At 40.0% G+C, this 25,897-nt stretch carries 27 protein-coding genes; 18 read left to right on the forward strand and 9 right to left on the reverse strand.

Features of this window, described 5'->3' with window-relative positions; all coding sequences use genetic code 11:
* The first annotated feature begins 88 nt into the window (after positions 1-88).
* Complete coding sequence (locus HX743_RS02095; protein ID WP_178318385.1) at positions 89-295, forward strand: AlpA family transcriptional regulator; 207 nt, start codon at positions 89-91, stop codon at positions 293-295.
* Positions 292-2,388: a DUF3987 domain-containing protein gene (locus tag HX743_RS02100; RefSeq protein ID WP_178318386.1), complete on the forward strand. Its 2,097-nt coding sequence runs from the start codon at positions 292-294 to the stop codon at positions 2,386-2,388. Before HX743_RS02095 ends, HX743_RS02100 begins: the two co-directional genes overlap by 4 nt.
* Positions 2,389-2,923: 535 nt before the next feature.
* Here the strand turns inward: HX743_RS02100 and tehB are convergent.
* A complete protein-coding gene (tehB, locus tag HX743_RS02105) occupies positions 2,924-3,790 on the reverse strand; it encodes an SAM-dependent methyltransferase TehB (RefSeq protein ID WP_178318434.1) in 867 nt (288 codons plus the stop codon).
* A 265-nt stretch (positions 3,791-4,055) separates the two neighbouring features.
* Complete coding sequence (locus HX743_RS02110; RefSeq protein ID WP_250316191.1) at positions 4,056-5,180, reverse strand: transposase; 1,125 nt, start codon at positions 5,178-5,180, stop codon at positions 4,056-4,058.
* 54 nt (positions 5,181-5,234) lie between these two features.
* Here HX743_RS02110 and tnpA point away from each other — a divergent pair, with 54 nt between their 5' ends.
* From tnpA to HX743_RS02145, 7 genes are all read left to right on the forward strand, one after another.
* Positions 5,235-5,633 carry an IS200/IS605 family transposase gene (tnpA, locus tag HX743_RS02115; protein ID WP_096901003.1) on the forward strand — a complete coding sequence of 133 codons (399 nt, stop codon included), beginning with the start codon at positions 5,235-5,237 and terminating at the stop codon, positions 5,631-5,633.
* 204 nt (positions 5,634-5,837) lie between these two features.
* On the forward strand, positions 5,838-6,464 hold the full coding sequence (locus tag HX743_RS02120; protein WP_178318387.1) for a 2'-5' RNA ligase family protein: 627 nt from the start codon (positions 5,838-5,840) through the stop codon (positions 6,462-6,464).
* Complete coding sequence (cobU, locus tag HX743_RS02125; RefSeq protein WP_096901203.1) at positions 6,461-6,982, forward strand: bifunctional adenosylcobinamide kinase/adenosylcobinamide-phosphate guanylyltransferase; 522 nt, start codon at positions 6,461-6,463, stop codon at positions 6,980-6,982. Before HX743_RS02120 ends, cobU begins: the two co-directional genes overlap by 4 nt.
* Positions 6,979-8,037 (forward strand): nicotinate-nucleotide--dimethylbenzimidazole phosphoribosyltransferase, encoded by a 1,059-nt coding sequence (cobT, locus tag HX743_RS02130; protein ID WP_178318388.1) that lies wholly within the window; start codon positions 6,979-6,981, stop codon positions 8,035-8,037. Before cobU ends, cobT begins: the two co-directional genes overlap by 4 nt.
* The gene (locus HX743_RS02135) at positions 8,034-8,639 is read left to right on the forward strand and encodes a histidine phosphatase family protein (RefSeq protein ID WP_004976909.1); all 606 of its coding nucleotides are present in this window, start codon (positions 8,034-8,036) and stop codon (positions 8,637-8,639) included. The genes cobT and HX743_RS02135 overlap by 4 nt, the downstream gene beginning before the upstream one ends.
* Entirely contained in the window at positions 8,636-9,379 is a 744-nt protein-coding gene (locus HX743_RS02140) for an adenosylcobinamide-GDP ribazoletransferase (RefSeq protein ID WP_004976907.1), read from the forward strand. The genes HX743_RS02135 and HX743_RS02140 overlap by 4 nt, the downstream gene beginning before the upstream one ends.
* 666 nt (positions 9,380-10,045) lie before the next feature.
* Positions 10,046-10,255, forward strand: a complete 210-nt coding sequence (locus HX743_RS02145; protein ID WP_004976903.1) for a hypothetical protein — start codon at positions 10,046-10,048, stop codon at positions 10,253-10,255.
* An 85-nt stretch (positions 10,256-10,340) separates the two neighbouring features.
* On the opposite strand, the gene bioB is transcribed toward HX743_RS02145, so the two are convergent.
* Positions 10,341-11,333 carry a biotin synthase BioB gene (gene bioB, locus HX743_RS02150; RefSeq protein WP_178318389.1) on the reverse strand — a complete coding sequence of 331 codons (993 nt, stop codon included), beginning with the start codon at positions 11,331-11,333 and terminating at the stop codon, positions 10,341-10,343.
* Between the two features lie 288 nt (positions 11,334-11,621).
* Positions 11,622-12,722 (reverse strand): tRNA epoxyqueuosine(34) reductase QueG, encoded by a 1,101-nt coding sequence (queG, locus tag HX743_RS02155; RefSeq protein ID WP_154320819.1) that lies wholly within the window; start codon positions 12,720-12,722, stop codon positions 11,622-11,624.
* 21 nt (positions 12,723-12,743) lie between these two features.
* Here queG and HX743_RS02160 point away from each other — a divergent pair, with 21 nt between their 5' ends.
* Complete coding sequence (locus tag HX743_RS02160; protein ID WP_178318390.1) at positions 12,744-14,267, forward strand: NAD(P)H-hydrate dehydratase; 1,524 nt, start codon at positions 12,744-12,746, stop codon at positions 14,265-14,267.
* Between the two features lie 24 nt (positions 14,268-14,291).
* On the opposite strand, the gene ruvC is transcribed toward HX743_RS02160, so the two are convergent.
* Complete coding sequence (ruvC, locus tag HX743_RS02165) at positions 14,292-14,837, reverse strand: crossover junction endodeoxyribonuclease RuvC (RefSeq protein WP_004976895.1); 546 nt, start codon at positions 14,835-14,837, stop codon at positions 14,292-14,294.
* Positions 14,838-15,037: 200 nt separating this feature from the next.
* Here ruvC and HX743_RS02170 point away from each other — a divergent pair, with 200 nt between their 5' ends.
* The 3 genes from HX743_RS02170 (at position 15,038) to HX743_RS02180 (ending at position 16,970) form a co-directional block, all read left to right on the forward strand.
* A complete protein-coding gene (locus HX743_RS02170; protein WP_178318391.1) occupies positions 15,038-15,421 on the forward strand; it encodes a YkvA family protein in 384 nt (127 codons plus the stop codon).
* A 168-nt stretch (positions 15,422-15,589) separates the two neighbouring features.
* Positions 15,590-16,165 (forward strand): FxsA family protein, encoded by a 576-nt coding sequence (locus HX743_RS02175; RefSeq protein ID WP_004976892.1) that lies wholly within the window; start codon positions 15,590-15,592, stop codon positions 16,163-16,165.
* A 169-nt stretch (positions 16,166-16,334) separates the two neighbouring features.
* Positions 16,335-16,970, forward strand: a complete 636-nt coding sequence (locus HX743_RS02180) for a LysE family transporter (RefSeq protein ID WP_178318392.1) — start codon at positions 16,335-16,337, stop codon at positions 16,968-16,970.
* Between the two features lie 20 nt (positions 16,971-16,990).
* On the opposite strand, the gene HX743_RS02185 is transcribed toward HX743_RS02180, so the two are convergent.
* Complete coding sequence (locus HX743_RS02185) at positions 16,991-17,200, reverse strand: hypothetical protein (RefSeq protein WP_154320816.1); 210 nt, start codon at positions 17,198-17,200, stop codon at positions 16,991-16,993.
* Between the two features lie 315 nt (positions 17,201-17,515).
* On the opposite strand from HX743_RS02185, the gene HX743_RS02190 reads away from it, so the two are divergent.
* Positions 17,516-17,746 carry a hypothetical protein gene (locus HX743_RS02190; RefSeq protein ID WP_372238839.1) on the forward strand — a complete coding sequence of 77 codons (231 nt, stop codon included), beginning with the start codon at positions 17,516-17,518 and terminating at the stop codon, positions 17,744-17,746.
* A gap of 152 nt (positions 17,747-17,898) precedes the next feature.
* Here HX743_RS02190 and HX743_RS02195 read toward each other — a convergent pair whose 3' ends face one another.
* Entirely contained in the window at positions 17,899-18,210 is a 312-nt protein-coding gene (locus HX743_RS02195; protein WP_178318393.1) for a monooxygenase, read from the reverse strand.
* A gap of 158 nt (positions 18,211-18,368) precedes the next feature.
* Positions 18,369-19,535 (reverse strand): methionine adenosyltransferase, encoded by a 1,167-nt coding sequence (gene metK, locus HX743_RS02200; protein WP_004976883.1) that lies wholly within the window; start codon positions 19,533-19,535, stop codon positions 18,369-18,371.
* Between the two features lie 749 nt (positions 19,536-20,284).
* Between metK and tkt the strand changes: the two genes are divergently transcribed.
* From tkt to HX743_RS02220, 4 genes are all read left to right on the forward strand, one after another.
* A complete protein-coding gene (gene tkt / locus HX743_RS02205; protein WP_004976881.1) occupies positions 20,285-22,273 on the forward strand; it encodes a transketolase in 1,989 nt (662 codons plus the stop codon).
* 152 nt (positions 22,274-22,425) lie between these two features.
* Complete coding sequence (locus tag HX743_RS02210; RefSeq protein WP_004976879.1) at positions 22,426-22,641, forward strand: hypothetical protein; 216 nt, start codon at positions 22,426-22,428, stop codon at positions 22,639-22,641.
* A gap of 179 nt (positions 22,642-22,820) precedes the next feature.
* Positions 22,821-23,306, forward strand: coding sequence for a GNAT family N-acetyltransferase (locus HX743_RS02215; protein WP_167845954.1), 486 nt, complete (start codon positions 22,821-22,823; stop codon positions 23,304-23,306).
* A gap of 136 nt (positions 23,307-23,442) precedes the next feature.
* A complete protein-coding gene (locus HX743_RS02220) occupies positions 23,443-24,027 on the forward strand; it encodes a YceI family protein (RefSeq protein WP_004976875.1) in 585 nt (194 codons plus the stop codon).
* A gap of 230 nt (positions 24,028-24,257) precedes the next feature.
* On the opposite strand, the gene HX743_RS02225 is transcribed toward HX743_RS02220, so the two are convergent.
* Positions 24,258-25,769, reverse strand: a complete 1,512-nt coding sequence (locus HX743_RS02225; RefSeq protein ID WP_004976873.1) for an aldehyde dehydrogenase family protein — start codon at positions 25,767-25,769, stop codon at positions 24,258-24,260.
* Positions 25,770-25,897 lie beyond the last annotated feature (128 nt).

Here is a 25,897-nt window from a genome sequence, read left to right on the forward strand (position 1 = left end):
TTTTTTTGGAAAAATATTAAAAAAACATAAGGGCATATAACTTCAAAAAAAACATGATGGTTCCTAGCATTGTTATTGGAGCTCACAAATGCTTTTGAAGATCAAAGATGTTTGCCGTATTTTAAAAACTAGTAGAAATACGATATATGCCTTACAAAAAAAAGATCCTAATTTTCCAAAACCAATTAAATTCGGCGACCAAAAACAAGGTCGTGTTTTTTATCGTGAAAGCGAAATTAAAAATTGGGTTTTGAGTTTGAATCCTTCAGATTCTGAGTTGGAGGGCGGGAAATGAATGCAAAAATCATTTTTAATGCACCATTTGCAGCAAGTACCGATCCAGTAACAGGTCATAAAATAGAGTTTCACTCACTCAATGACTTTATTCAATGCTGCATCGATGAGCACAATTTTAAAGTTAAGATTGAGAGCTATATTCACCCAGAATACGTAGACTATAACTGTGAAGATTGCTATGCAATTCCCCATGTTAACCCTCAAAACTTTTCTAAGGTAGTGGGATATACAATAAAGGGAACTGCTAAAAAATATGATACAGAACAAACACCATATAAGTTGGTTGATACTAAAAAAGTACATTTTTTGATTGGTGAAAAAGGAGTATTTGCAGGCAATACAAATAGAGTATACATGCCGTATATACTGGGTACGGATGATATAGGCTTATTTTTAAAAATCGCAATATCTGGAGAGGCCGTTGTTTTTAATGAAGATATTAACGCAGCTTATCAGCTTATAAATGATGGTGTACAAGAAACAATATTCAGGGTTTTAACGGGTTTCAATGAGCCTGAGCAAAATCATGACTTATTTGTGAAATTGGATAAGAATTTTAAAACGCTTCAACCCAAACAAATAAAGCATTTTTTCTCAGAAAAAATTAACCAGCTTAAGCAAATCATTGACCCTAAGATAGTTATTCAAGAGCCAGTAAAGCAATGGGAGAAGTTGTTACCACTAGTACAAGCAGAATCGCTATCAAACGATCCTTATCCCATTGATGCATTACCTCCATTAGCAAGAGAGGCCGCTATAGCGATTGCTGACTATGTGCAAGCGCCCATAGCTATGACAGTCCAATGTATCATAGGGGCAATGTCACACATAGCACAACCTAATGTTAACGCACCAATAGGCCGAAATGACTCAGAAGAAGGCGAACCATGTAGCCTATATTTGGTGACAGAAGGACAAAGTGGAAGCAGAAAAAGTACTAGTCGAAATATGGCAGAGAAAACTATAATTAAGCATGAACGTAAGCAATATGAACTATACCATCATGAATTTGAACTGTGGAAAAGTAGATGTGCTGGATTAAATAAACGAGACCGTGATGCGTACTGTGTTGAAAATCCACCACCACAAGATCCTAGCACGTTGTTTAGCGATATAACATTTGAATCAATTGCAAGTTTGTATGTTGATAGGGTTGTTGGTAATGCTTCAATTGCTAGTGATGAGGCAGGCCAATTTTTTGGTGGCTATACTATGCAAGGAAAAACAAGATCCCAAGCCATAAGTGGTTATGCAAAGTTATTTGATAATGGTTTTGTAGATCGTACACGCTCAAAGTCAAATTTAAATGGAAGCGGTCGAGCTTATGACGTTCGATTGACTATCAATCTACAGGGACAACATGAGGTTCTAGTTGATGCATTAACAGATCCTATGTTGTGTGGGCAGGGATTTTTACCCAGATTTATTTTAACTGTACCTGAGAACTTAGCAGGTACGCGATTACAGGATTCAAGCTATAGAACTAAAAATGCTAACACTGATCCACGTCTTATAGCCTACTGGACAAGATGTGAAGATTTGCTTAATGATTGTCCTAAACTACTACAAGAACAAACACAACATCATGGTCGTTATGTAATTTCGATGAATAATGAAGCCAAGGAAGTTGATGAGTTTTATTATAATTTTTTTGAATCCTCACAACTTGCTAATGGAAAATATGAATATATACAGGCATTTGCTAGCCGTGCTTGTCAATTAGCAAGACGTTTAGCAACAGTTTTTGCATATTTTGAGGGTCTACCAAACATTGATGCCAAGACCTTAACAGGAGCTTGTGAGATAATCAAATATTCATTAAATGCGTGGTTAATGTATAAAAACATTGAAGTTAAAGCAGAAAGTGATGCTGAACGATTGTTGAAATGGCTTACTAGAAAATGTTTACTGCAAAACACAGATAGACTGCCTTACTCTTATATGCAGACGTCATGCCCTAGACCTATGCAGAAGAATAAAAATCTTTTAGAAATGATTGTTCAACAATTAGAAGATTCGCATCATATCAAAATTGAATCCCTAGGACGCACTAGGTACGTTGTAATTAACCCTGTTTTATTGGAATCGTAACTAAGTGACTAAATTAGGCTATACCCCTTGTGAATAAAGGTATTGCGTTTAGCCGTCAGCAAAAATGACTTCGACTAAGTGACTAAACAAATGACTAAAACCAGTGTTCATTAAGTCACTTAGTCATTGCCTTATTTAGTGACTACAAAGTGAAAATCCTTATATATAAAGACATACAGGGCTATTTAGTCATTTAGCGAAGTTAAGAACTGTCCATCTATCAAAAATAATATATGCTGAAAAGTAAACAATTCTAAAATCATTTAGACTCTTAATACTAAGAAGGTCAAATAACAAAAAAATAACAAAAAATACTTATGTATCCGAGTTTGTATCTTGCTTAGTCTATTAAAAATAAATAAATATAAAACAATGATTTAAGTTAAAGTATAGTAACGTCTGGGCCCACCATATAAAACAACCACATAGGTGTACTAATCCTAAGTGGTTTTTTATTTTAAGCTTTATGTAAGCAATTGAAATGTAGTCTGTGAGCAGCTCAAAAGCTTATTCATTTAAGATTCCACTTGCACATCTACTTCTTCCTCGCCAACAACGTCGCAAAACGCTGTTTAATGCGATTGCCATCTGCATCTGTGCGGTGCAACTCACCGACATTTTCATTGTATTTCACAATATCCCAATCAGCATAATATGCACTTAACTCACCCGCTTTAAAACTAAAAGGGAAGTCTTGTTGCACGGGGTAATCTTCAGTATCCATCGCGCAAACAATTAAGTTAAAGCCTTGTGGTTTGGTCGCTTGCTGCATGTGCTGAATAAGCGTAGGAATGGTTTCAGGCGCCAAAAACATCATCACCACTGTACAGTTAATGAAGTCATATTCCTCCGTAATTGTGGCATCCTGATTTAAATCCCGCACAGTAGTTTGAATAGATGAAATCTGTGCTGTAGCAATAATTTCATTTAATTTTTGGATACTACTCGGATTCACATCCCAAGCATCCACCTGAAAACCGTTTTGGCTCAAATACAGCGCATTTCGGCCTGTACCACAGCCAACATCCAAAGCTTTACCCACGGTTAACTGTGGAAGTGCCATTAAAATTTCAGAATGTGTTGGGCTTAATTTATATTTTTTAACAAAATAATCTTGAGGCAAACAATAAAAACTAAGCTGGCACTCAATATCATCACTGGCAGATACAATTTTATGCCACGCTTGCGGTTCAATAAATGGTGGTTGATTTTCCACGGAAAAAATATGCTCAGATTGTACTTCACCAGATTCATGCAGCATCGAAAAATGCAATTCGCCTTTTAAAATAGTCAACTTCGCCCATGTGCCGACTTGGGTATTGTGTTGTTTTTTAAACCCTTGTGGAATTGAGTCATGATTCCAAATAGGAAGTTGTTTATAACAGATCAATTCTTGTTGCATCATAAACTCCAGTTATACCGATTCTGATGGGGTAAAGCTTCACAGTAATGTAGTGTCTTGTGTAGATTAGAAAATATCATCTTCATTTCAGCATAACATTGCAGACCTGTTTCAGCCATCTTCTGAATTTTATCCATCTCATTGACATACTCCCACCACTAAACTGAAAGTTATAGTGGGGGAATCTTTGCGACCCATGCAATCAAATTGATTACACCTTTCGATGCCACACTTGCGCTGACAAGTATTGTGGCACAGGAACTCTTTACACAGCACGAAGCCCTAGTGCATCAGCTAAAGCGAAATTACGGATATTTATACTCGCATTCACATCACGATCTTCAACCAAGTTGCAACTTGGACATTCAAACAATCTGACACTTAGCGGTAACTTTTCCATCTTATAGCCACAGCAAGAACAAGTTTTTGAACTTGGTACAAATCGACCAATTTTCAAAACATTCTTGCCATACCATTCAGCTTTGTATTGTAACAGCGTTAAGAATTGCCCCCATGCCACATCCGAAATGGACTTGGCTAGTTTACTGTTCTTAACCATGTTTTTAATTCCTAAATCTTCTACTGCATACGTGGTCGCTTGGTTTTCACAGATCAAGTGATGCGTTAGTTTGTGATGTAGGTCTAAGCGTTGCAAACGTACCTTTTCATAGATACACGCAACATTTAATTTCTGACGTTGATAATTCTTGGATTCTTTCTTCTTTCGAGCAAATATCTTTTGTTGAATTGCCAACCTTTTTTGAGCTTGTCGTAAATATTTTGGATTTTCAATTTTTTGACCATCCGACTGAATCAACAAGTGATTTAAGCCCAAATCAATACCAATGGTTTTATCTGACTCAATTATTGATGCTGTTACTTTAGCTTGATTAGTTTCAACTAAAATTGATGCGTAATACTTTCCTGTTGCTGTTTTACTAATAGTGACAGTTTTAATCTTTCCATCAAATTGACGACTAAATACAGCTTTAATGCCTTTTAATTTAGGTAGATTCAGTGTGCCTTTTTCAAAATCAACACTACCATGTTGAGGGCATTGATATGATCGTTGTGGAATTTTCTTAGACTTGAACTTGGGGAATTTCGCCCGACCTTTGAAGAAGTTTCCAAAAGCCGTATAAACATGAAGCAATCCACTAAGTAGAGTTTGACTGTTCACCTCATTGAGCCATGAGTATTGTTCTTGCTTTTTCATACTCACAAGCTGATCCTGAATATCTTTTCGGCTCAGTGATTTTTTATGTTCATCATAATATTTTTGTTGAAGTGCTAAAGCCCAGTTGTAAGTAAACCTAGCACAGCCGAAGTGCTTTTCGATTAGCACTTTTTGCTCACCATTCGGATAAATACGATACTTGTAGGCTTTCATTTGAGCTTCATTCATACCTATAATTTAACAAATATTAATCTTGGTGTAAATAACATGAAGTCACATTACCACTGTGTTTATAAGCTAACTTATCATTTAGTGTTGGTAACAAAATACAGAAGAAAATGCTTTACAAATGAAATGCTCAATCGCCTTGAAGAAATCGTAAGAAAGAACTGTCAAGATTGGGAAATCGACTTGCTTGAGTTTAATGGTGAAGCTGACCACATTCATTTATTACTAGAAATGCACCCTAATATCATGCCAAGCAAGTTTATAAATAACATCAAAACGGTATCTAGCAGACTTATACGCAAAGAATTTGATGCAGAACTAAAGCAGTATTATTGGAAGCCTGTACTTTGGACTAGGGCTTATTGCTTGCTTACAACAGGTGGTGCGACAATTGATGTAATTCGTGAATATATAAAAAATCAAGAAAGACCCGAATAACGAAAAGTCGTGCTATCCATCCCCACCTAAATCGAAGATTATAGATGGGGAATTTCGCACAGTTAGTTAAAATCAAAATTATTTAAATGATGTAGATGGTTAAAATACCAAACTGAAAAATATTCACCTCAAATTGCATGATTTTCATGTCTATTCAGTTGTGAATGTTTTACCATAAGCTGTTTTAATTCATTGAATTATCCCGTGTTTATTCAAGCCAATCAGTACGTTATTCCAACACAGCAGCATGATTATCCTGAATGGCATCGTGGGCGTGAGCGTTATGTGCTTTGGTATTTAGCTGTTCAACATCCAGCTTTAGAATGTTATTTACAACAATTAAAACAGCAATTTTCAGATGTATTATTTCGCCCAAATACACGTCAGTTTCATATAACTTTATATATTTGTGGGTTTTATGCAGCAAAAAAATATTGGGAAGATGACTTTCTCGAGTCACAATTTCAACAACAAGTTCAAGCCTTACAGCAGTTGCAACTAGAGCCTTTTCAACTGAAAGTGGGCGGCATTAATAGTTTTGATAGTGCTTTATTTGTAGAAGTGCAAGATCAATCACAGCAACTGGCGCGTATACGTCAGGCACTTAGCGTAGGCGGGGCTGAAATCGCAGCTTTACAGTATCATCCACATATTACTTTGGGTTTATATCAAACAGCGTGTTCAACCAATTTGATTTTGCAGCGTATTCAAAATCTCCCCGTGCAATATTTCGATTTAGATATCCATCATTTAAATTTTGGTTATTATCAGGCACACACTTTACAAGGTCAGCTATTTAGCACGCATCAATTTCCTTTGGAGCACATGTGATTCAACTTATTTTGGGCGGTGCGCGTTCGGGTAAAAGCCGTATGGCTGAGCAAACCGCGCAGCAACTTGGCAAATCCGTCATTTATGTAGCAACTGCACAAGCGGGCGATGCAGAAATGCAGGCGCGGATTCAGCATCATCAACAACAGCGTCCGCAGACTTGGCAATTGTGCGAAGAGCCTTTGTATTTGGCGGAGCAGTTAAAGATGCTGGATCATCCGAATGCTGTGATTTTAGTAGATTGTCTGACCTTGTGGATGAGTAATTTGTTGATGCAATCTGCAGAAAGCTTTGCCGAACAACAAATTTCAGCATTGCTCGAAGTTTTACCTCAGTTGCAAGCCGATATTATTTTAGTGAGCAATGAAACAGGTTTGGGCGTTGTACCGATGGGCGAAATAACCCGAAAATTTGTCGATGAAACAGGGCGATTACATCAGCAATTGGGACAAATTGCAGACAAAGTGCAGTTCTGTGTCGCAGGTTTTCCAATGCTTTTAAAAGGAGAGAAGAAATGACTTGGTGGTTTGCAGCGTGTCAAAAGCCAAATGAACAGATGAAACAACAGGCAATTGCACGACAACTTCAATTGACCAAACCAACAGGTTCATTGGCAGCATTGGAAAATATTGCGATTCAACTGGCGGCTTTGCAAGGAACAACGCAGCCGAATATTGAACTTCCGTGGATATGTATTTTCGCAGGCGATCATGGCGTGATGGAAGAAAATATTTCCGCCTATCCCCAAGCCGTGACTCGGCAAATGCTACAAAATTTTGCCACAGGTGGGGCATGTATCAGCGTCATCGCCCGACAATATCAGGCGCATTTACAAGTGGTGGATTGCGGCTCGGTCGGGGAAGCGTATGAATATGCAGGAGTAGAGCGGCATTGTATTCGTGCAGGCACAGCGAATTTTGCTAAAACCCGCGCCATGACTGAACAGGCGTGTGCAGATGCGATGGCACTTGGACGTCAAAGTGTGGAAGATGCCATCGCACAGCAGGCCTCGATTTATGTCGCAGGTGAAATGGGTATTGGAAATACCTGTTCGGCATCAGCCTTGTCTTGCTTTTTATTACATGAACCTGCTGAAGCCTTGACTGGCATAGGCACAGGAATTGACACTGCACAATTGCAACATAAAAAACAGGTGATTGATGCTGCTTTAGCTCTACATCAGAACTATGTGCAAGATGATGCTTTTAAAGCCTTATGTGCAGTTGGTGGATTGGAGGTCGCTGCAATGGTGGGCGCGTATATTCGCTGTGCGCAGTTGGGCTTGCCGATGGTGGTGGATGGTTTTATCAGCAGTGCTGCTGCATTAGTTGCAGTGCGTTTAAATCCTCAAGTCCGAGAATGGATGTTGTTTGGGCATCAATCGGCTGAATATGGACATCGTCGCTTATTAGAAGCATTAGGTGCACAAGCCTTGCTGCATCTAAATTTACGCTTAGGTGAGGGCAGCGGTGCGGGCGCGGCATTGGGCATTATCCAACTGGCCTGTGCCTTGCATAATCAAATGGCGACTTTTGCCGAAGCTGCGGTTATTGGTGAGAAAGTATCTTTATGATCATGCTAAACCTATTAAGACATGGCGAAACAGAATTGGGTCATACTTTGCGTGGCTCAACCGATGATGCTTTGACTTTAAAAGGTTGGCAAGACATGCAGCAGACTTTAAACACGGCAATAGCTACAGGACAGCGATGGGATGTTGTGGCAAGTTCACCTTTACAGCGTTGTCTGCAGGTTGCTCAGACCTTTGCGCAAGCACAGCAATTGCCACTGTATATTGATGCACAATTTCAGGAAATGCATTTTGGTGCATGGGAAGCTATTTCCACTCAAACCTTATATGAACAATACCCTGAAGATTTAGCTAAATTTTGGATGACACCGACCCAATTTAGTCCGCCACAAGCAGAATCTTTGCTAAATTTTCAGCAGCGCGTTTTGCAAGGTCTGTCCGATCTCAACCAATATTTACAACAACTCGAGCAACAACCTAAACGTGTGTTATTGGTCACGCATGGCGGGGTAATTAAATTGCTCAAAGTATTGGCGCAGAAAAAATCTTTAGACGATATTTTAAAAATGTCTGCAGCGTTGGGGCAATTGAGTTCATTCCAGTTACATCCCAATGGCAACATTTGCATGCAGGGGCAAACATGACACCTTTTTGGATTGCCTTGCAATTCCTGAGCACTTTTCCTGTTTCTTTAAAACAGATGCCAACTGCAGCGCAAAATGCACAATCACTGCTGTTTTATCCGCTCGTTGGCTTACTAATTGGAGCTGCGCTGTGGGGGATGGCGCATTTATTGCAATTCTTGCCTTTGGTTCTGAGTAGCAGCTTAATTTTAGTGCTCTGGATTTGGCTGACAGGTGGTTTACATTTAGATGGACTGGCTGATACTGCCGATGCATGGGTCGGCGGTTTTGGTGATCCTGAACGTAGCTTAAACATCATGAAAGACCCAAGCAGCGGCCCGATTGGAGTATTGAGCTTACTGATCTGCTGTTTATTAAAATGGTCTGCGTTGTATGTATTGCTCGAACAACAGTATTTGGCATTTTTGCTGTTTGTACCCGTATTGGGACGATTAAGCGCTTTGGTTTTATTTTTAAGCACGCCTTATTTACGTGCCAATGGTTTAGGCACTGCTATTCAGGCACATTTGCCTAAAACAGGCACAAAAATTGTGATCGCATTGACCTTGCTTGCAGGAGTGCTTTGGGGATGGGTGGGTTTGGTGACCGTTCTGACTTTTATCCTTAGCACCTTGTATTTGCGATATAAATTTATGCAGCGTTTAGGTGGAATTACGGGCGATACCGTTGGTGCGAGTATTGAAATAACAGAAAGCATGATGTTATTGGCTATTGCGATTCTTTGGTTTTTAATAAATTAGCTTTTAAGCAGTTTTTTCTTGTTTCAAGTGCGCTGAAAATTGAAATAATATAAGCGAATGAATTTACAGCTATTTATGCACTCAATTTCAGCAAGTATGCAGATGAATTTGTCATTTGTCGGAAAGTTCCTAAATTAGATTTGCTATTTTTTTTAAATATGATAATAGTAGTTTATGTCAATCAGCCTTGATGGCATTTGTATCTCAGGATGAGATCACAAACGTGATGTATAAAAATCAAAAGGAATGTCATTTATGATCAAACTGTTAAAGCAAATTTTCTGTATCCATATTTATGAATATGACGCAATGGAAGAAATCGGGGCGCATTTAGAGTGTCGTAAGTGTGGGGATTCTAAGACACAATAATGTTAAGTATTGAATCTGTATTAAAACCAAGTGAGTCTTTATGACTCACTTTTTTATTTTAGGCTAACAGCCTGAATATTTTGCTTAGTCTTGCCTGCATGTATAGATTAGACTGCACTTATCCATCTTCAAAACTACATATATCATTCCCACCTCTTTTGGTGGGGAGACTTCTCATGCTGTACGAAGTTTGATTTATACAAGTGCACAATTAAATTTTCTATCCTCCGCACACTTTATCCCACAAGGTATTCCGCTTAAAATCCAGTACCTAGAAATATTGAACTGACCGTATTTATGGCTAAAAACTTTCAAGAAAAAACGTATATTGTAGATGACAATCTAGCAGATACTTTGACGTGGTTGCTGCATCATCAGGACTGTTATGATCGGTTTTATTATGATGCGATTCAGCAACAACTGACGGTAGAACATGCCAACGGGGTAGATATTATTAAAACAGGGCAGTATTTAAATGCCAGTTACGGAATTTTAATCACCTCTTAAAAGCATTGCCGCATAAACTTATTTTGCTGCATAAAAAACAAAGTCCCTTTGCGGGACTTTGTACATTTGGATGGATGCTAAAACTTTAAGCCATTGCCATCGCATCTACCGACAATTCAGAAACCGTTGGTTTAGCACGTTCAGGCACTAAGCCTAACTTTTGGAACAATTGTTTGTCTTTGCCTTCGCCTGCGTTTGGTGTAGTTAAAAGTTTTTCACCTGAGAATAACGAGTTCGCACCTGCCATAAATGCCAATGCCTGATCTGAATCAGACAACGATTCACGCCCTGCAGACAAACGAATATAGCTGTTTGGCATGATAATACGTGCAACTGCAATAGTACGAATCCATTCAATCACATCTAGCTTTTCGATTTCAGCCAGTGGTGTACCTTCAATCGGAACTAACATATTGATCGGCACAGATTCAGGATGTAACGGTAAAGTCGCCAATTCATGTAACAAACCAATACGGTCTTGGGTATCTTCACCTAAACCGACAATACCGCCACTACACACTTTCATACCTGTTTGACGCACAATATCTAAAGTATTTAAGCGGTCATCAAAGCTGCGAGTACTAATCACATTGGGATAATACTCACGCGATGTGTCTAGGTTGTGGTTGTAATAATCCAAACCTGCATCTTTTAAGCGTTCTGCCTGCGATTGGTTTAACATCCCTAAAGTCATGCAAGTTTCTAAGCCCAATGCTTTGACTTCACGTACCATTTCTAGAACATACGGCATATCGCGTTCATGCGGATTACGCCATGCAGCACCCATACAAAAGCGTGAAGAACCTGATGCTAAGGCTTCTTTAGCTTCTTGAATGACTTTATCCACTGCAATACGTTTTTCAGCTTCAAGCTGTGAATCATAATGCGCAGACTGCGAGCAATATTTGCAATCTTCAGGGCATTTGCCTGTTTTAATCGACAATAAGGTACTGACTTGTACGGTATTGGCAGCAAAATGTTGGCGATGCACACGTTGTGCTTCAAAGACTAAATCCAGAAAAGGCTGTTCATATAACTGCTGAATTTCTTCCCGAGTCCAATCATTGCGTACTGACATAAGTAAAAGTCCATCATCCCTATTATTCATAGTCTGTATCATACACAAATAGTTGGAATCAGAAAGGCATAATCTCCCAATTTCATGGCTAATATTCGACAGTATGGAAACAAAAATATGCAGTCGATTTGGTTGCAAACTTAAGCAATTTTAATGCTATTTCGCTGCAAAATTTATTTTTATGGATTTTTATTTTGCAATGAATTGGTCACTAAAATTCAGTTAACTGCATAAATTGGCAAGTAATCTGCAGTCAAAATATCGCACGGTTTTGGATATGATTTTTGTTTAAAATTTAGACTGTTTAAGGAGTTGTTCCTGAATCGCCCAATCAATATGGATTTGCACAATCTCATTATGCTGTGCACGCGTTTGCTGCAAAGTTTGTAAAATCTGTGCTGAAAATGGGGCATTTCCAAGCCCGATTGCAATATTACGCATAAAACTTTGATAGCCTGTACGACGTAATGGACTACCTTCGGTTTTGGCTAAAAATGTGCTTTCATCCCATTGCCATAAATCTAGCAAGCTGACCTGATCTAAGGCATGTCGGGGATGAAAATCCTCCACCGTGGTGACTTGAGCAAAGCTATTCCACGGGCAAATCAGTTGGCAATCATCACAACCAAACACCCGATTACCAATGCCACGACGTAATTCTTCAGGAATGATACCCTGATATTCAATGGTCAAATAAGCAATACATTTACGCGCATCTAACATATAAGGTTCAACAATGGCTTGCGTTGGGCAAATGTCGATGCAGGCTGTGCAAGAGCCGCAATGCGATGTTGCAGGTGGATCAAAAGGCAAATCTAGTGAAGTAAACAGCTCACCCAATACAAAAAATGACCCAGATTTTTTATGAATCAGTAAGGTATGTTTACCTGTCCAACCCATGCCAGCACTTTCAGCCAACGACTTTTCAAAAATCGGGGCTGAGTCCGCAAAGGGGCGTGATTCAAACTCGCCCACTTTTTCACGAATACGGGTGGCAAGAGTTTTTAGGCGTCCGCGCATGACTTTGTGATAATCGCGCCCACGTGCATAACGGGCAATAATTGCAGAGTTAGGTGCATCGGGAATGTGTCGTGGACGTGGTGTTTCCACCAAATAATTCATCCGCACACAAATAATACTTTTTGTATTCGGGACTAACAGTGTGGGATTAGCGCGCTTGTCTAAATTTTCTTCTAGAAACTTCATATCGCCATGATAGCCACGTTTTAAATATTCCTGAAAACGTGCTAATTCTGCTTGAGCATCTGGTTTGGCAATGACACAATCAGCAAAACCAAGCGCCAAAGCTTGAGCTTTAATCCACGCTTTCAAGGCGGCTGGATCGTCTTGATGCAGAGAAATATGTGCTGAAGTGGTGGATGTTGCCATAACAAAATAGAAGGGAAGAAAATGCCGCAGCAAGTGTACCATAGCCCTGTTTATCATAGTCAAAGTATTCAAGCGTGGGAGCAGCGCTGGTTTGCCCGTCAAAAAAATAGTTCTTACGGTTTAATGCAGCAAGTGGCGTGGACACTGCATTTACAAATTCGCAAAATTTTTGCAAAACAGCCATCTACAATACAAAAAATTGCTGTGTGTTGTGGACAAGGCAATAACGCAGGCGATGGCTATTTAACTGCAAAATATTTAAAACAAGCAGGTTTTCAAGTCGATATTTATGCAGCAACACGCGGTTCATCGGCAGATTTACATCAGGCTTTTTTAGAAGCTCAGACAGAACAAGTCAATATAATTCAAGGTTTTGCATTTCAACAAAGTTATGACTGCTATATTGATGCATTATTTGGTATTGGTTTAGATCGTCCTTTAAATGATGAGTGGCAGTCGCTTATTCACGCAATGAATCAACAAGCGGGTTTAAAAATTGCGGTTGATATTCCAAGCGGTTTAAATGCCAACACGGGGCAGCCATTGCCATGTGCAATTAAAGCCGATTACACCTTTACAGCTTTGGGTTTGAAAGCAGGGTTATTTACAGGGCAGGCACAGGAATATACTGGACTGGTCGATGTGCTGGATTTGATTCCAGCCGATGCAGAACTCAAAGCGTTGGCCCAACTCACACCACATTTGATTCAATTACCCGCACGGCAGGCTTTTGGACACAAAGGCAGTTATGGGCATGTGTTGATTGTGGGCGGACATGCGCAAATGGGTGGTGCGGTGATGATGGCTGCAGAAGCCGCATCAAGCGCAGGTGCAGGGAAAGTGACTGTGGTCTGTCATGCCAAACATCATGTGGCGATATTAAGCCGTGCGCCGAATTTAATGTTGCGGGATATAGACGCACTGACAGGCGCAGAAATTCAGCACTTAATTTCACAGGTCGATGCCGTGAGTTTAGGGATGGGACTAGGACGAGATGCTTGGGCAGAACAGCATTATGCAGACTGGTTTGCCGCGCTAAATCAGTCCGAGGTAGAAGTAGTTTACGATGCCGATGCCTTGTGGTTTTTGGCGAAACAAGCGCATTCATCGCATCATCCAGCCCAACTAAAACCGAACAGTTATGCCACACCACATTCAGGTGAAGCTGCGACCTTGCTCAATACTACGGTTGCAGCCATTGAAGCAGACCGTATTGCCGCGATTCAGCAATTGCAGCAACGCTATGCAGGCGATTGGGTGTTAAAAGGTTCAGGTAGTTTGACTTTGCAAGCTGCATCTACAGAACCGCAAGCAAGTTCATTGTGGATTTGTACCGCAGGCAATCCTGGTATGGGTACAGGTGGTATGGGCGATGTGTTGGCAGGCATGATTGCCAGTTTAAAAGCCCAGTTTCATCATAAAATTCAATTGCATGAAATTGTCATGTTACATGCCTTGGCGGGGGATGTATTGGCACAGCAGGGCATGCGCGGTTTACAGGCACAGCACATGAGCCAAGCGATTTATCAGGTTGTGAATCGGTAAAATATAAGCGATGGCGATGCTGATTTAGCGACGTCTGGAGCTTGAGCGACTGCGCCCGCGAGCCATACCGCCCAAGGCATTGAGCACAGCCAATTTGGTCATGCTGCCTGATGCATGAGCATGGCAAATTGCAGCAGCCAAAGCATCGGCAGCATCTTGTTGTGGTTTAATGGATAGATTTAATAGTTTCATGACCATCATTTGTACTTGTTCTTTATCGGCAGCGCCATAACCCACGACAGATTGTTTAATTTGACGGGCGGTATATTCCGCCACTTGTAAATCTAAATTCACCAAAGCGGCAATCGCTGCACCACGAGCCTGTCCCAATTTCAAGGCAGAGTCTGGGTTTTGCGCCATAAACACTTGTTCAACTGCAGCTTCAGTCGGGCCGTGAAATTTCACAATCCGTTCAATCCCTGCAAAAATCCGTTTTAAGCGTTCAGGCATTTCACTGGTTTCGGTGCGAATGGTTCCTGCATCTACAAAACGTAATTTAGCGCCATCACGTTCAATAATGCCGTAGCCCGTTAGACGAGAACCAGGGTCGATTCCAATAATAAGTGACATGCCAAGCCTTAAAAAATTACATCAAGTTGAATTATAGGAGTTTAAATCTCTTTTGTGTGGAGTAATTTCAAAACATTCGGTCAGTAAGCTGCTGTTTAAACCATTGGAATGTATCCCACGCCACATTTTCAATTTTGGACTTCATTTTATTTTAAGTTTTGAGGCGTATATTTTATATACGGTAGCAAATGAGAGCGGCAATGAAGTGGATTGATAGGCTAAAACAGTGGGCGAAGCAAATTAAACGAAATGTTTATGCGGTTTGGTTTGTCGCACGTGATCCTGAAACGCCGTTTATGGCAAAGCTTTTGGCATTGTTGGTCGCTGCTTATGCCATTTCTCCCATTGATTTAATTCCAGACTTTATACCTGTTTTGGGTTATTTAGATGACCTGATTTTAGTGCCATTGGGCATCATGTTGGTATTGCGTTTAGTACCTGCTGAAGTAATGCAGCGTTGTCGCTTACAAGCCGATGCGATCAGTCAAAAACCGAGCAGTTATATTGCAGCATCAGTTTTTATTGCGTTGTGGTTATTATTGGCTTATGCCGCATATTTTTATCTTTATCGTTTAAATATATAGACGTATTAAGTCTGTTATTGGGTGATGATGAAAATATTAATGACAGACTTAACCTTTAAAAATACAATAATGCCCATATTGAAACAACAGCGAATCAAAAAAGCTTGATCCCGATGAAGCACTTGGTTACTGCATTTTATTTATTTTGTTGAGATTAGATTAATTTTCATGAAATTATTTCTTATTGTTCTAATTGGCTTAGTTCTTGAAGTCTTCGTCTGGATTGGTGTGGGCGACCTAGTGGGGAGCATGTGGTACGTGTTCTTTTGGTTTGTCGCTGCTTTCTTCATTGGTTTGAACCTGATTCGTAAATATTCTGCAGGCGTGATGCCACAAATGCAGCAAATGCAAATGGGGCAGATGAGTGCCGATCCTGCGCTGAGTAATAATTTACCTAAAATTTTTGCGGGTTTTTTATTGATGATTCCAGGATTAATCAGCGATGTTTTGGCATTGCTGGTGATGATTCCTGCCGTACAAAATGCCTTTAAAGCGGCAATGATGAAAGCCATGATGAAACGTCAGCAAGCCATGATGGATCAAATGATGGGTGGCATGATGGGCGATATGAATGGCATGGGCGGAGCAGGTCAAAACCCGTTTGCAGATTTAATGCGCCAAATGCAAGACATGCAAAATCAGCAGGGCGGTGGTCGTGATTCCAGTATTATTGATGGTGAAGCACGTGAAATTACCCCCGATGCGAAAAAAATTGAAATGAAAGATGTCAATCCACCTAAATAATATGGGTGATGCTTGAGATCAAACCGAATCGTGCTGATTCGGTTTTTTTATGGGTATTTTTTGGTGAATATGCACGTGAGTGTTTAAACATTGAGGTGTGCATTTAAAGCCTTATTTATTCTCCTACCGCACAAGGTATAATCGGATTTTCAATTCTCCTGATGTATTTATGTCTTTGTTATTCACCATTTGTGCGCTGCATTTTGTGGCACAGCTTAGTCCAGGACCAGATGTTTTATTAATTGCCAAAAGTGCAGCCAGCAATACCCGCCGTAATACCTTGCAGATTATTGCGGGTATTTCATCAGGGATTGTGGTGTGGGTAGTGCTGACCCTATTGGGTTTTACGGTTTTGGTGCAGCAGTTTCCTTGGATTCAGCAAGTCTTAATGCTGATTGGCGGTTTATTTCTTGCCAAAATGGGATGGGGTATGTTGTCGGGTGGTTGGCATAGTTGGCAGCAGCGTAAACAGTTTGATGATACTCAAGTGCAAATTCCAGCCGCAAAAAACTACTTTTTATTGGGTCTATTCACCAATTTATCTAATCCGAAAACCTTAATTTATTTTAGCAGCGTATTTGCTTTGGCGCTGAGTTCATCGGCAAGTGCATCTTTAAAAGCCCAATTGGCAGTGATTATTCCAATCCAAACTTTTGTGACATTTACATTATTTATGTTGCTACTTTCGACACCAAAAATGAAAAAGTTATATCTGCGTTCAGGCAGTTATATTGATATGGTCTCGGGCGGATTATTTTTATTATTTGCTGTGTGGTTGTGGTTAGATGCACTGCGTATGTTTTAAAACATAGGTTTTGATGCCAATTAGTTAGATGATTTGATGTTGTCCAAAGCCAAGTTTGACGATTTTTCATTCAGTATTTCGGTTGCAGTCGTGTTTTCAGTTTTATCTAAATGATTGGGCTGATAAGTACGGTTTGATTGCAAAGTTGCTTCGGTATTTTCCGAACCTTGGTATTTACGACTACGGTTGGCACGTTCTCGCAAGCCACCTTTTTTAATGAGTTGCACCACTTTAACTTTACTCCGTGTAATAAAAAAATATGTGCTGAAAGCCAAGCTTGAGTCTAAACTTCAAGTAATCGAGCATGCAGAATTTTAGCATGGCATACCTATTTTAGATGGATAAAGTGACTGTTTATTCAAAAATACGATTTGCGCGAATAGCAGAACTTTGACATTCTAATTCACAAGCGATTGTGTCAGTTAAATCATCCAAAGGATGCAGGCTACAAAGTGTCACAGTTGCTTAAACAAAATTACACTGCATCAGGGTAGATGGTGTAACAATAAAAACAAGAATTACAGTGAAGTAGGAGAATACCTATGCTGTATCATCAGTATCGTTGCGCATGTTGCAATCGGGTGGTGGAATCATCAGAAAAAGAATGTGGTACTTGTGGTTCACACAATATTCGTAGTCCTTATGGTTTCTGGTTATTCTGTATTTTGGCATGCTTGGCAGCAGCCGTTGTGTTTAAAGTCGTGCATGTTTATTTGCAAGATCATCAAGAAGTGCCCGTGCAACAATCGGTGCTTGAGGTGATTCGTACGCAATAAGTGCTGCATCCAAGCTTAACGCTTATTTCGTCTATACAAGATTTCAAAAAATCCTGAATCATTAAATGGCTCAGGATTTTATTCAACTGTTTTTTCAATATTGAAGAGACTCACCATTTTATTCTTCAATATGGATGAGCAATTTAAAAAGATTAGCGACTTAAGAAGTCAGCTTGGTTGATTGCAGACAGTGCAGCATTCACCTTAAAAATCTTGCCACGAATATTCTTCACGCCAAAACTTTCTAAACGTGCAGTGTGCATTTTTAAATAGCGTTCAGCATTGGCCGCATGATCAAACAGATAGATTCCACCGGCTTCCTGTGTTTGACTGTTCTCAGTCCAAATTTTCCAAAGCATGCCAGTTTCTAGGTTAATGCTTTCTGCAAGTTCACGGTACGCTTGGCTCATGCTTTCGCCAAATGGGCCTTCAGAAGGGAAATCGACTTGAAGAATAACCGCCATAATAAACTCCTACATCATTATCTTAGATGAGTATTTAAAAAATCTCAGGAATGATTCACTATAACATATTCGTATTTTGTATATTGTGGTTTGACAGCTAAATTTTAGGCATAAAAAAGCCCACCGAAGTGAGCTTGATAAAACTGAAAAGTTTTACATTACAGACCTGCAGAGGCTTTTAATGCTTCAACTTTGTCGGTTTTTTCCCATGTAAATGCAGTGTCAGAACCTTGACGACCAAAGTGGCCATAAGCTGCAGTCTGTTTATACATTGGTTGTAACAGGTTCAACATGTTGGTAATGCCGTATGGACGTAAATCGAAGTGTTCACGTACTAAAGCAATAATCAACTCATCTGCCACTTTTGCAGTGTTGAAGGTGTTGATTGAAATTGACGTTGGCTCTGCAACACCAATAGCATAAGACACCTGAATTTCACATTTGTCTGCCAAGCCAGCTGCCACAATATTCTTTGCAACATAACGACCTGCGTAAGCAGCAGAACGGTCAACTTTAGATGGGTCTTTACCAGAGAATGCACCGCCACCATGACGTGCCATGCCGCCGTAAGTATCGACAATGATTTTGCGACCAGTTAAACCGCAGTCACCGACAGGGCCGCCAATCACAAACATACCTGTTGGGTTGATGTGGAATTTGGTGTCTGCATGGAACATTTCTGCAGGAATCACTTTTTTCACAATTTCTTCAATTACCGCTTCTTTAAGCTGAATTTGCGAAATTTCAGGATCGTGCTGAGTAGATAACACCACCGCGTCCAAACGTACAGGCACACCATTTTCATAAGCAAAAGTCACCTGACTTTTTGCATCTGGGCGTAACCACGGCAAAGCACCACTGCGACGTAATTCAGCTTGCTTTTCCATTAAGCGGTGTGCGTAAGAAATTGGGGCAGGCATTAATACATCAGTTTCACGGCTGGCGTAACCAAACATCAAACCTTGGTCACCTGCGCCTTGATCTTCAGGCTTTTGACGGTCTACACCTTGTGCAATTTCAGGTGATTGTTTACCAATCATGTTAATGACCGCACAAGTTGAACCATCAAAACCTAAGTCAGAATGATGGTAACCAATGCCATTTACGGTTTGACGAACAACGGCTTCAAAATCGACATTTGCAGTTGTTGTGATTTCACCTGCCAGTACAACCGCACCCGTTTTTACAAGCGTTTCACAAGCAACCCGCGCATAAGGGTCTTCTTTTAAGATTGCATCCAAAATGGCATCACTGATTTGGTCAGCCATTTTATCTGGATGGCCTTCGCTTACAGATTCCGAGGTAAATACAGCGTACTCGCGCATAAGTCCTATCACAGTTAAATTCAAAAGACGCAATATGTTACATCGAGTTAGACTTTAGGACTAGCGCATTACGACTAAATTGGCTGAATTTATTTCAATTCAATGACTTTTTATCGCATATCTTTAGCTAAAAAATAGATAAAGTATCGGTATGACTATATTGTGACTCAAAAATATTCATGTTGGCTAAAGTATGCTGTCATAATTTTAAACTAAGGAGCACCTTGTTTTTAAGTGGTGAATCATTTTTAAAAACAATATTGTAGATGGGTAATTTAAAGACTTTGAATTGACTTTATCTGCATCAAGCTGCATTTTCAAAAGCTGTTTTAAAATTTTGGACGATGGCTGTGATTCAATTTATTGTGTGAAAAGTGAATAAAATTCAAGATGTGTTAAAATCTGTCTATTATTTCTACAGAATACTGTTGTGTTTTAACTTGTTGCTATGCATTTGATTGGAGTTGCTGCAAGAGCGACATCACAATTCCATCCTGCGTCTATAAATTGAAATATCTATACTTTAGAATTTTGCCAAGAATAGAGCTTAACACGGCAATTAGCTATTTTCTTGTTGTTATAAACGTGAAAACGTCTTTGAATTTGCACGAAAAATACCCTGAATGGGAATTAATGCGGAAATATTGTTGCATAGGCTTTACCCCTCAGGCGTTTTTTTGAGAGAATAGCGGCTGTTTTGAATTCTATTCATCTTCTTCTATTTAACGATTTTTTGTGGACTCTGACCTATGACGACCCCGCTTAACGAACGTCGTATTGCAAACGCAATTCGTGTATTGGCAATGGATGCTGTGCAAAAAGCAAATTCAGGACATCCAGGTGCACCGATGGGGATGGCAGATATTGCCGATGTGGTGTGGCGTGAATTTTTGAATCACAACCCAACCAATCCACAATGGGCAAACCGCGACCGTTTTGTATTGTCTAATGGTCATGGTTCAATGTTGCAATATGCGTTGTTGCATTTAACAGGCTATGATCTTTCAATCGAAGATTTAAAAGCGTTCCGTCAGTTACACTCTAAAACACCTGGCCACCCAGAATTGGGTTATGCACCAGGGATTGAAACCACCACTGGTCCACTCGGTCAGGGGATTGCCAATGCTGTTGGTTTTGCTTTAGCAGAAAAAACACTGGCTGCACAATTTAATAAAGAAGATATTCAGGTTGTAGACCATTTCACTTACTGTTTCTTGGGTGATGGTTGCTTAATGGAAGGTGTTTCACACGAAGCATGTTCATTGGCAGGTACTTTAGGTTTAGGCAAGCTGGTTGTTTATTATGATGACAACGGCATTTCTATTGATGGTGAAGTAGAAGGCTGGTTCTCTGACGATACCGAACAACGTTTCTTATCTTACGGCTGGCAAGTCTTAAAAGTTGATGGTCACGATGCCGATGCAATTCGTGCTGCAACGGTTGAAGCAAAAGCTGAAACGCAAAAACCGACTATTATTATTTGTAAAACTGTTATTGGTTTAGGTTCGCCAAACAAACAAGGTAAAGAAGACTGTCACGGTGCGCCATTAGGCCATGATGAAATCGCTTTGACGCGTCAAGCATTAGGCTGGACAGATGAAGCATTTGTTATTCCTGAAGATGTATATGCCGCTTGGGATGCTAAAGCAAAAGGTGCAGAAGCAGAAGCTGCATGGAATACAACTTTTGATGCCTATGCAGCAAAATATCCAACGGAAGCTGCAGAACTTAAACGCCGTTTAAGCGGTGAACTACCTGCAGAATTCATCGCACAGGCAGATGCGTTTATTGCTGAAACCAATGCTAAAGCAGAAACGATTGCAACCCGTAAAGCCAGCCAAAATACTTTGCAGGCATTTGGTCCATTATTGCCTGAATTATTGGGTGGTTCTGCAGACTTGGCAGGTTCAAACTTAACCCTTTGGAAAGGTTGCCAAGGCGTTCAGGACAATGCAGCAGGGAACTACGTGCACTATGGCGTACGTGAGTTTGGTATGACTGCTATTGCAAACGGTGTAGCACTTCACGGTGGTTTTATTCCTTACGTTGCAACATTCTTAATGTTTATGGAATATGCGCGTAATGCTGTGCGTATGTCTGCATTAATGAAGCAACGTGTGATTCATGTGTATACCCATGACTCGATTGGTTTGGGTGAAGATGGTCCAACACACCAACCGATTGAACAAATTGCATCTTTACGTGGTACGCCAAACTTAAATACATGGCGTCCTGCAGATACCGTTGAAGCGGCTATTTCTTGGAAATCTGCATTAGTACGCAGCGAAGGTCCAACTGCTTTAATTTTCTCACGTCAAAACTTGCCATTCCAAACTCGTACTCAAGCGCAAATTGAGAACGTGGCAAAAGGTGGTTATGTCTTGGCTGAAGAAAAAGGTGAATTGAAAGCCATTATTATTGCAACAGGTTCAGAAGTGGGCTTGGCAATGGAAGCATACGCGCAGCTTGAAGGTGTACGTGTTGTGTCTATGCCGTGTGCAGAAGAATTTGTGAAGCAAGATGCAGCATATCGTGAAGCGGTATTGCCATCACATATTCGTGCACGTGTTGCGGTTGAAGCAGCGCATGTAGACTACTGGTGGAAGTTTGTCGGCTTAGACGGTAAAGTTATTGGTATGACAACTTATGGTGAATCTGCACCTGCAAAAGACTTGTATCAGTACTTTGGCATTACCACTGAAGCGGTTGTTGCTGCAGTAAAAGAATTAACAGCTTAATTTTTTAATCCAGTGTTTTTAAAGGCGTTCCTGCAAAGGGACGTCTTTTATTTTTGCATATTTGTTTGGTATTCGATGTGATGATCCAACAAATTTTGTCAGTGTAAGTCAGGTTTGTGAATAAACCTCTGTGTAATTGAGTGAGATGAGAAATGAGTTTGTACGAGCAAATTAATGATGAAGTCACTTTAATGGATGCGGGTGAGCAAAAGTGGATTGGACAAGATTTACCACTTGAAGCTATGGTGGCGGTAGAGTTGTTGTTACAGGATTTGGCTGAAGATCAGCAAATCAAAATTCGCCGTAAGAACCATGAAAAGCAATCAGGCTTAAAGCAGGTTGATCGTATTTTGATTGAGAAGCTTTAATCTATTGCGATGAATGCGGTGCATTAAATGGTGTATCGTCAAAAATAGCTTTATTCTATGCGTAGGGTAAAGCTTTTTTTATTGCTGAAAAATAGTTTATAAAATAGCCTAAGCATAATATGAATGATGCATAATCAATAAAATGATTCGATGCAAAAATAATCAGGCAATATCAAAGCATGCAGGCAACTATATTAGATCGTCAATTTAAGCACATCGACATTGTCGCGTTAAGTGAAATCCAATTTGAGCAATGGCAACCACTTTGGCAGGGTTATCAGCAATTTTATCAGGTGCAATTAAGTGATGAGGTTACGCAAAATACGTGGTCAAAACTAATTAATCCACACAGTACGCATATTTATGGTTTTGCTGCCGTATATCAAACTCAAGTTGTGGCAATTGTGCATGTAATTGAACATGACAGTTGTTGGACGCTTAAACCTTATGCCTATTTGCAAGATTTATATACCTTGCCTGAGTACAGAGGGATGGGAATTGCTCAGCAGCTTATTCAGCAGGTGAATCAAACAGCGCAACAGCGTGAATGTGATCGGGTATATTGGCTGACTCATGAAGATAATTTACAGGCACGGCAGTTGTATGATCGTGTCGCAAAAAGAACAGGTTTTATTCAATATCGCAGCCCTGCAACAGCGATGTAAAACGCGCATGCATATTTTTACAAATTTATCGTTTCAGTCATGCAACATACTGTTTTATCTTTAATCCTGTATTTGCAGCAAAAATCTATAAACTAAACCTCATTGAAACGTATCAACACTTTTAGAGATGAACAATATGAACATGAAATCAATTGCTTTAGGTTTGGCTATCGCGTCTGCAGCAACAATGACAATGGCTAAACCAGTGGCTTATCAAATTGACCCAACGCATACTGCTACTGTATTTACTTGGGATCACTTCGGTTTTTCTACGCCATCAGGTAACTTCTCAGACATTCAAGGTACTATCAACATTGATGAGAAAAAACCTGCTAACTCATCTGTGAATGTCACGATTCCATTAAGCAGCATCAACACCAACGTAAAAGCTTTAGATGAGCACTTAATGGCAGCAGATTGGTTTGATGCAGCAAAATATCCAACCATTACTTTTAAAAGTACCAAAGTTGAAACTCAAGACAAGAAAAACTTTAAAATCACAGGTGATTTAACAGTTAAAGGTGTAACTAAGCCAGTGGTACTTGACGCAGTATTGAACAAACAAGGTCCACACCCAATGACTCAGGCAGCGACTGTTGGTTTTAATGCAACAACATCATTCAACCGTTCTGCATTTGGTATCGCAAGCTATGTACCAAACGTGGGTGATAAAATTACTGTTAACATCACTACTGAAGCATCTGTAGCTGCAAAAAAATAAGCAGTTGTGATTTGATCAAAAAGCATCATTTTTTAAATGGTGCTTTTTTTATGTCCGTGATTTCATCTACATGACTTTGATGTTAGTAATTTTAGGTCTATGACTTGTAAATCTATGTAGATAAATGGCTTTTTCTGTTTTTCTTTTTGTCCATCTGTACATCCCAAATATAAAAAAATGCGAACCGAAGTTCGCATTTTCATTCATCATGTTGAGGTTAAAAGCTTAACTTAGAAGAAGCCTGCAGGTTTAGTTGAATAACTTACCAACAAGTTTTTGGTTTGTTGATAATGTTCTAACATCATCTTATGGTTTTCACGGCCAATACCTGACTTTTTATAACCACCGAAAGCTGCATGCGCAGGGTAAATGTGGTAACAGTTCGTCCAAACGCGACCCGCCTGAATAGCACGGCCTGCACGGTAAGAAGTGTGCGCAGAACGTGACCAAACACCTGCACCTAAACCGTAAATGGTGTCATTGGCAATTTTAATGGCTTCATCAAAGTCTTTAAATGTAGTCACAGAAAGCACTGGGCCGAAAATTTCTTCTTGGAAAATTTTCATGTCATTGGTGCCTTTGAAAATTGTCGGCTCAATATAGAAACCACTGCCAACTTCATGACGTTCACCGCCACCTGTTAAAACTTGCGCACCTTCGGCACGACCTGTCGCAATACAACCCAAGATTTTGTTTTGTTGTTCTTGCGATGCCTGCGCACCAATCATAGTTTCAGTATCAAGCGGGTGACCTGTTTTAATACGTTTAACACGTTCAATGGCTTTTTCAAGGAAACGGTCAGCAATACTTTCCTGTACGAGCGCACGTGATGGACAAGTACAAATTTCACCCTGATTCAGCGCAAACATAGCAAAGCCTTCGAGTGCTTTGTCTAAGTAGTCGTCATCTTGCGCCATAATATCTTCAAAGAAAATATTTGGAGATTTACCACCAAGCTCTAAAGTCACTGGAATGATGTTTTCAGTGGCGTATTGCATGATCAATTGACCGACCTGAGTCGAACCTGTGAATGCAATTTTGGCAATACGTGGATTGGTTGCCAATGGGCGACCAACTTCTACGCCGTAACCATTGACTACGTTTAGTACGCCTGCAGGCAATAGATCTTGAATGAGTTCGACTAAAACTAAAATGCTGGCAGGGGTTTGTTCTGCAGGTTTAAGTACAATACAGTTACCCGCAGCCAAAGCAGGTGCAAGTTTCCATGTTGCCATTAAAATAGGGAAGTTCCATGGAATAATTTGCCCTACAACGCCCAATGGCTCATGGAAATGATAGGCAATGGTATCTTCATCAATTTCAGAAATTCCGCCTTCTTGGGCACGAATACAGCCCGCAAAATAACGGAAATGGTCAATCGCCAAAGGAATGTCGGCAGCCAATGTTTCACGAACAGGCTTACCATTATCCCAAGTTTCGGCAACTGCCAATAACTCTAGATTTTGTTCTAAACGATCTGCAATTTTTAACAAAATGTTAGAACGGGTTGTTGGAGATGAGCTGTTCCATTGCGCTTTGGCTTTATGGGCTGCATCTAAAGCCAGTTCAATGTCTTCTGCCGATGAACGTGGGACTTTGGTAAATACTTTGCCATCTACAGGAGAGATATTTTCAAAATATTCACCTTTTACAGGGGCGACCCACTCGCCACCAATAAAGTTTTCGTATTGTGCTTTAAATTGAACTTTTGAACCGGGTTGATTGGGATCTACGTAACGCATAATTCTCTTCCTTTGATGGTTTTTTATAATCTGCCGTCATCTTTACCTTTTATCACAATCCTGTGTCTAAAATCAGGTTAAATTTACGGCTAAGGTATAAGGTACTTTAGTACGTTATTTGATTAGCA

The organism is Acinetobacter sp. Swhac1 (assembly GCF_013390985.1).
Lineage (GTDB): Bacteria > Pseudomonadota > Gammaproteobacteria > Pseudomonadales > Moraxellaceae > Acinetobacter > Acinetobacter towneri.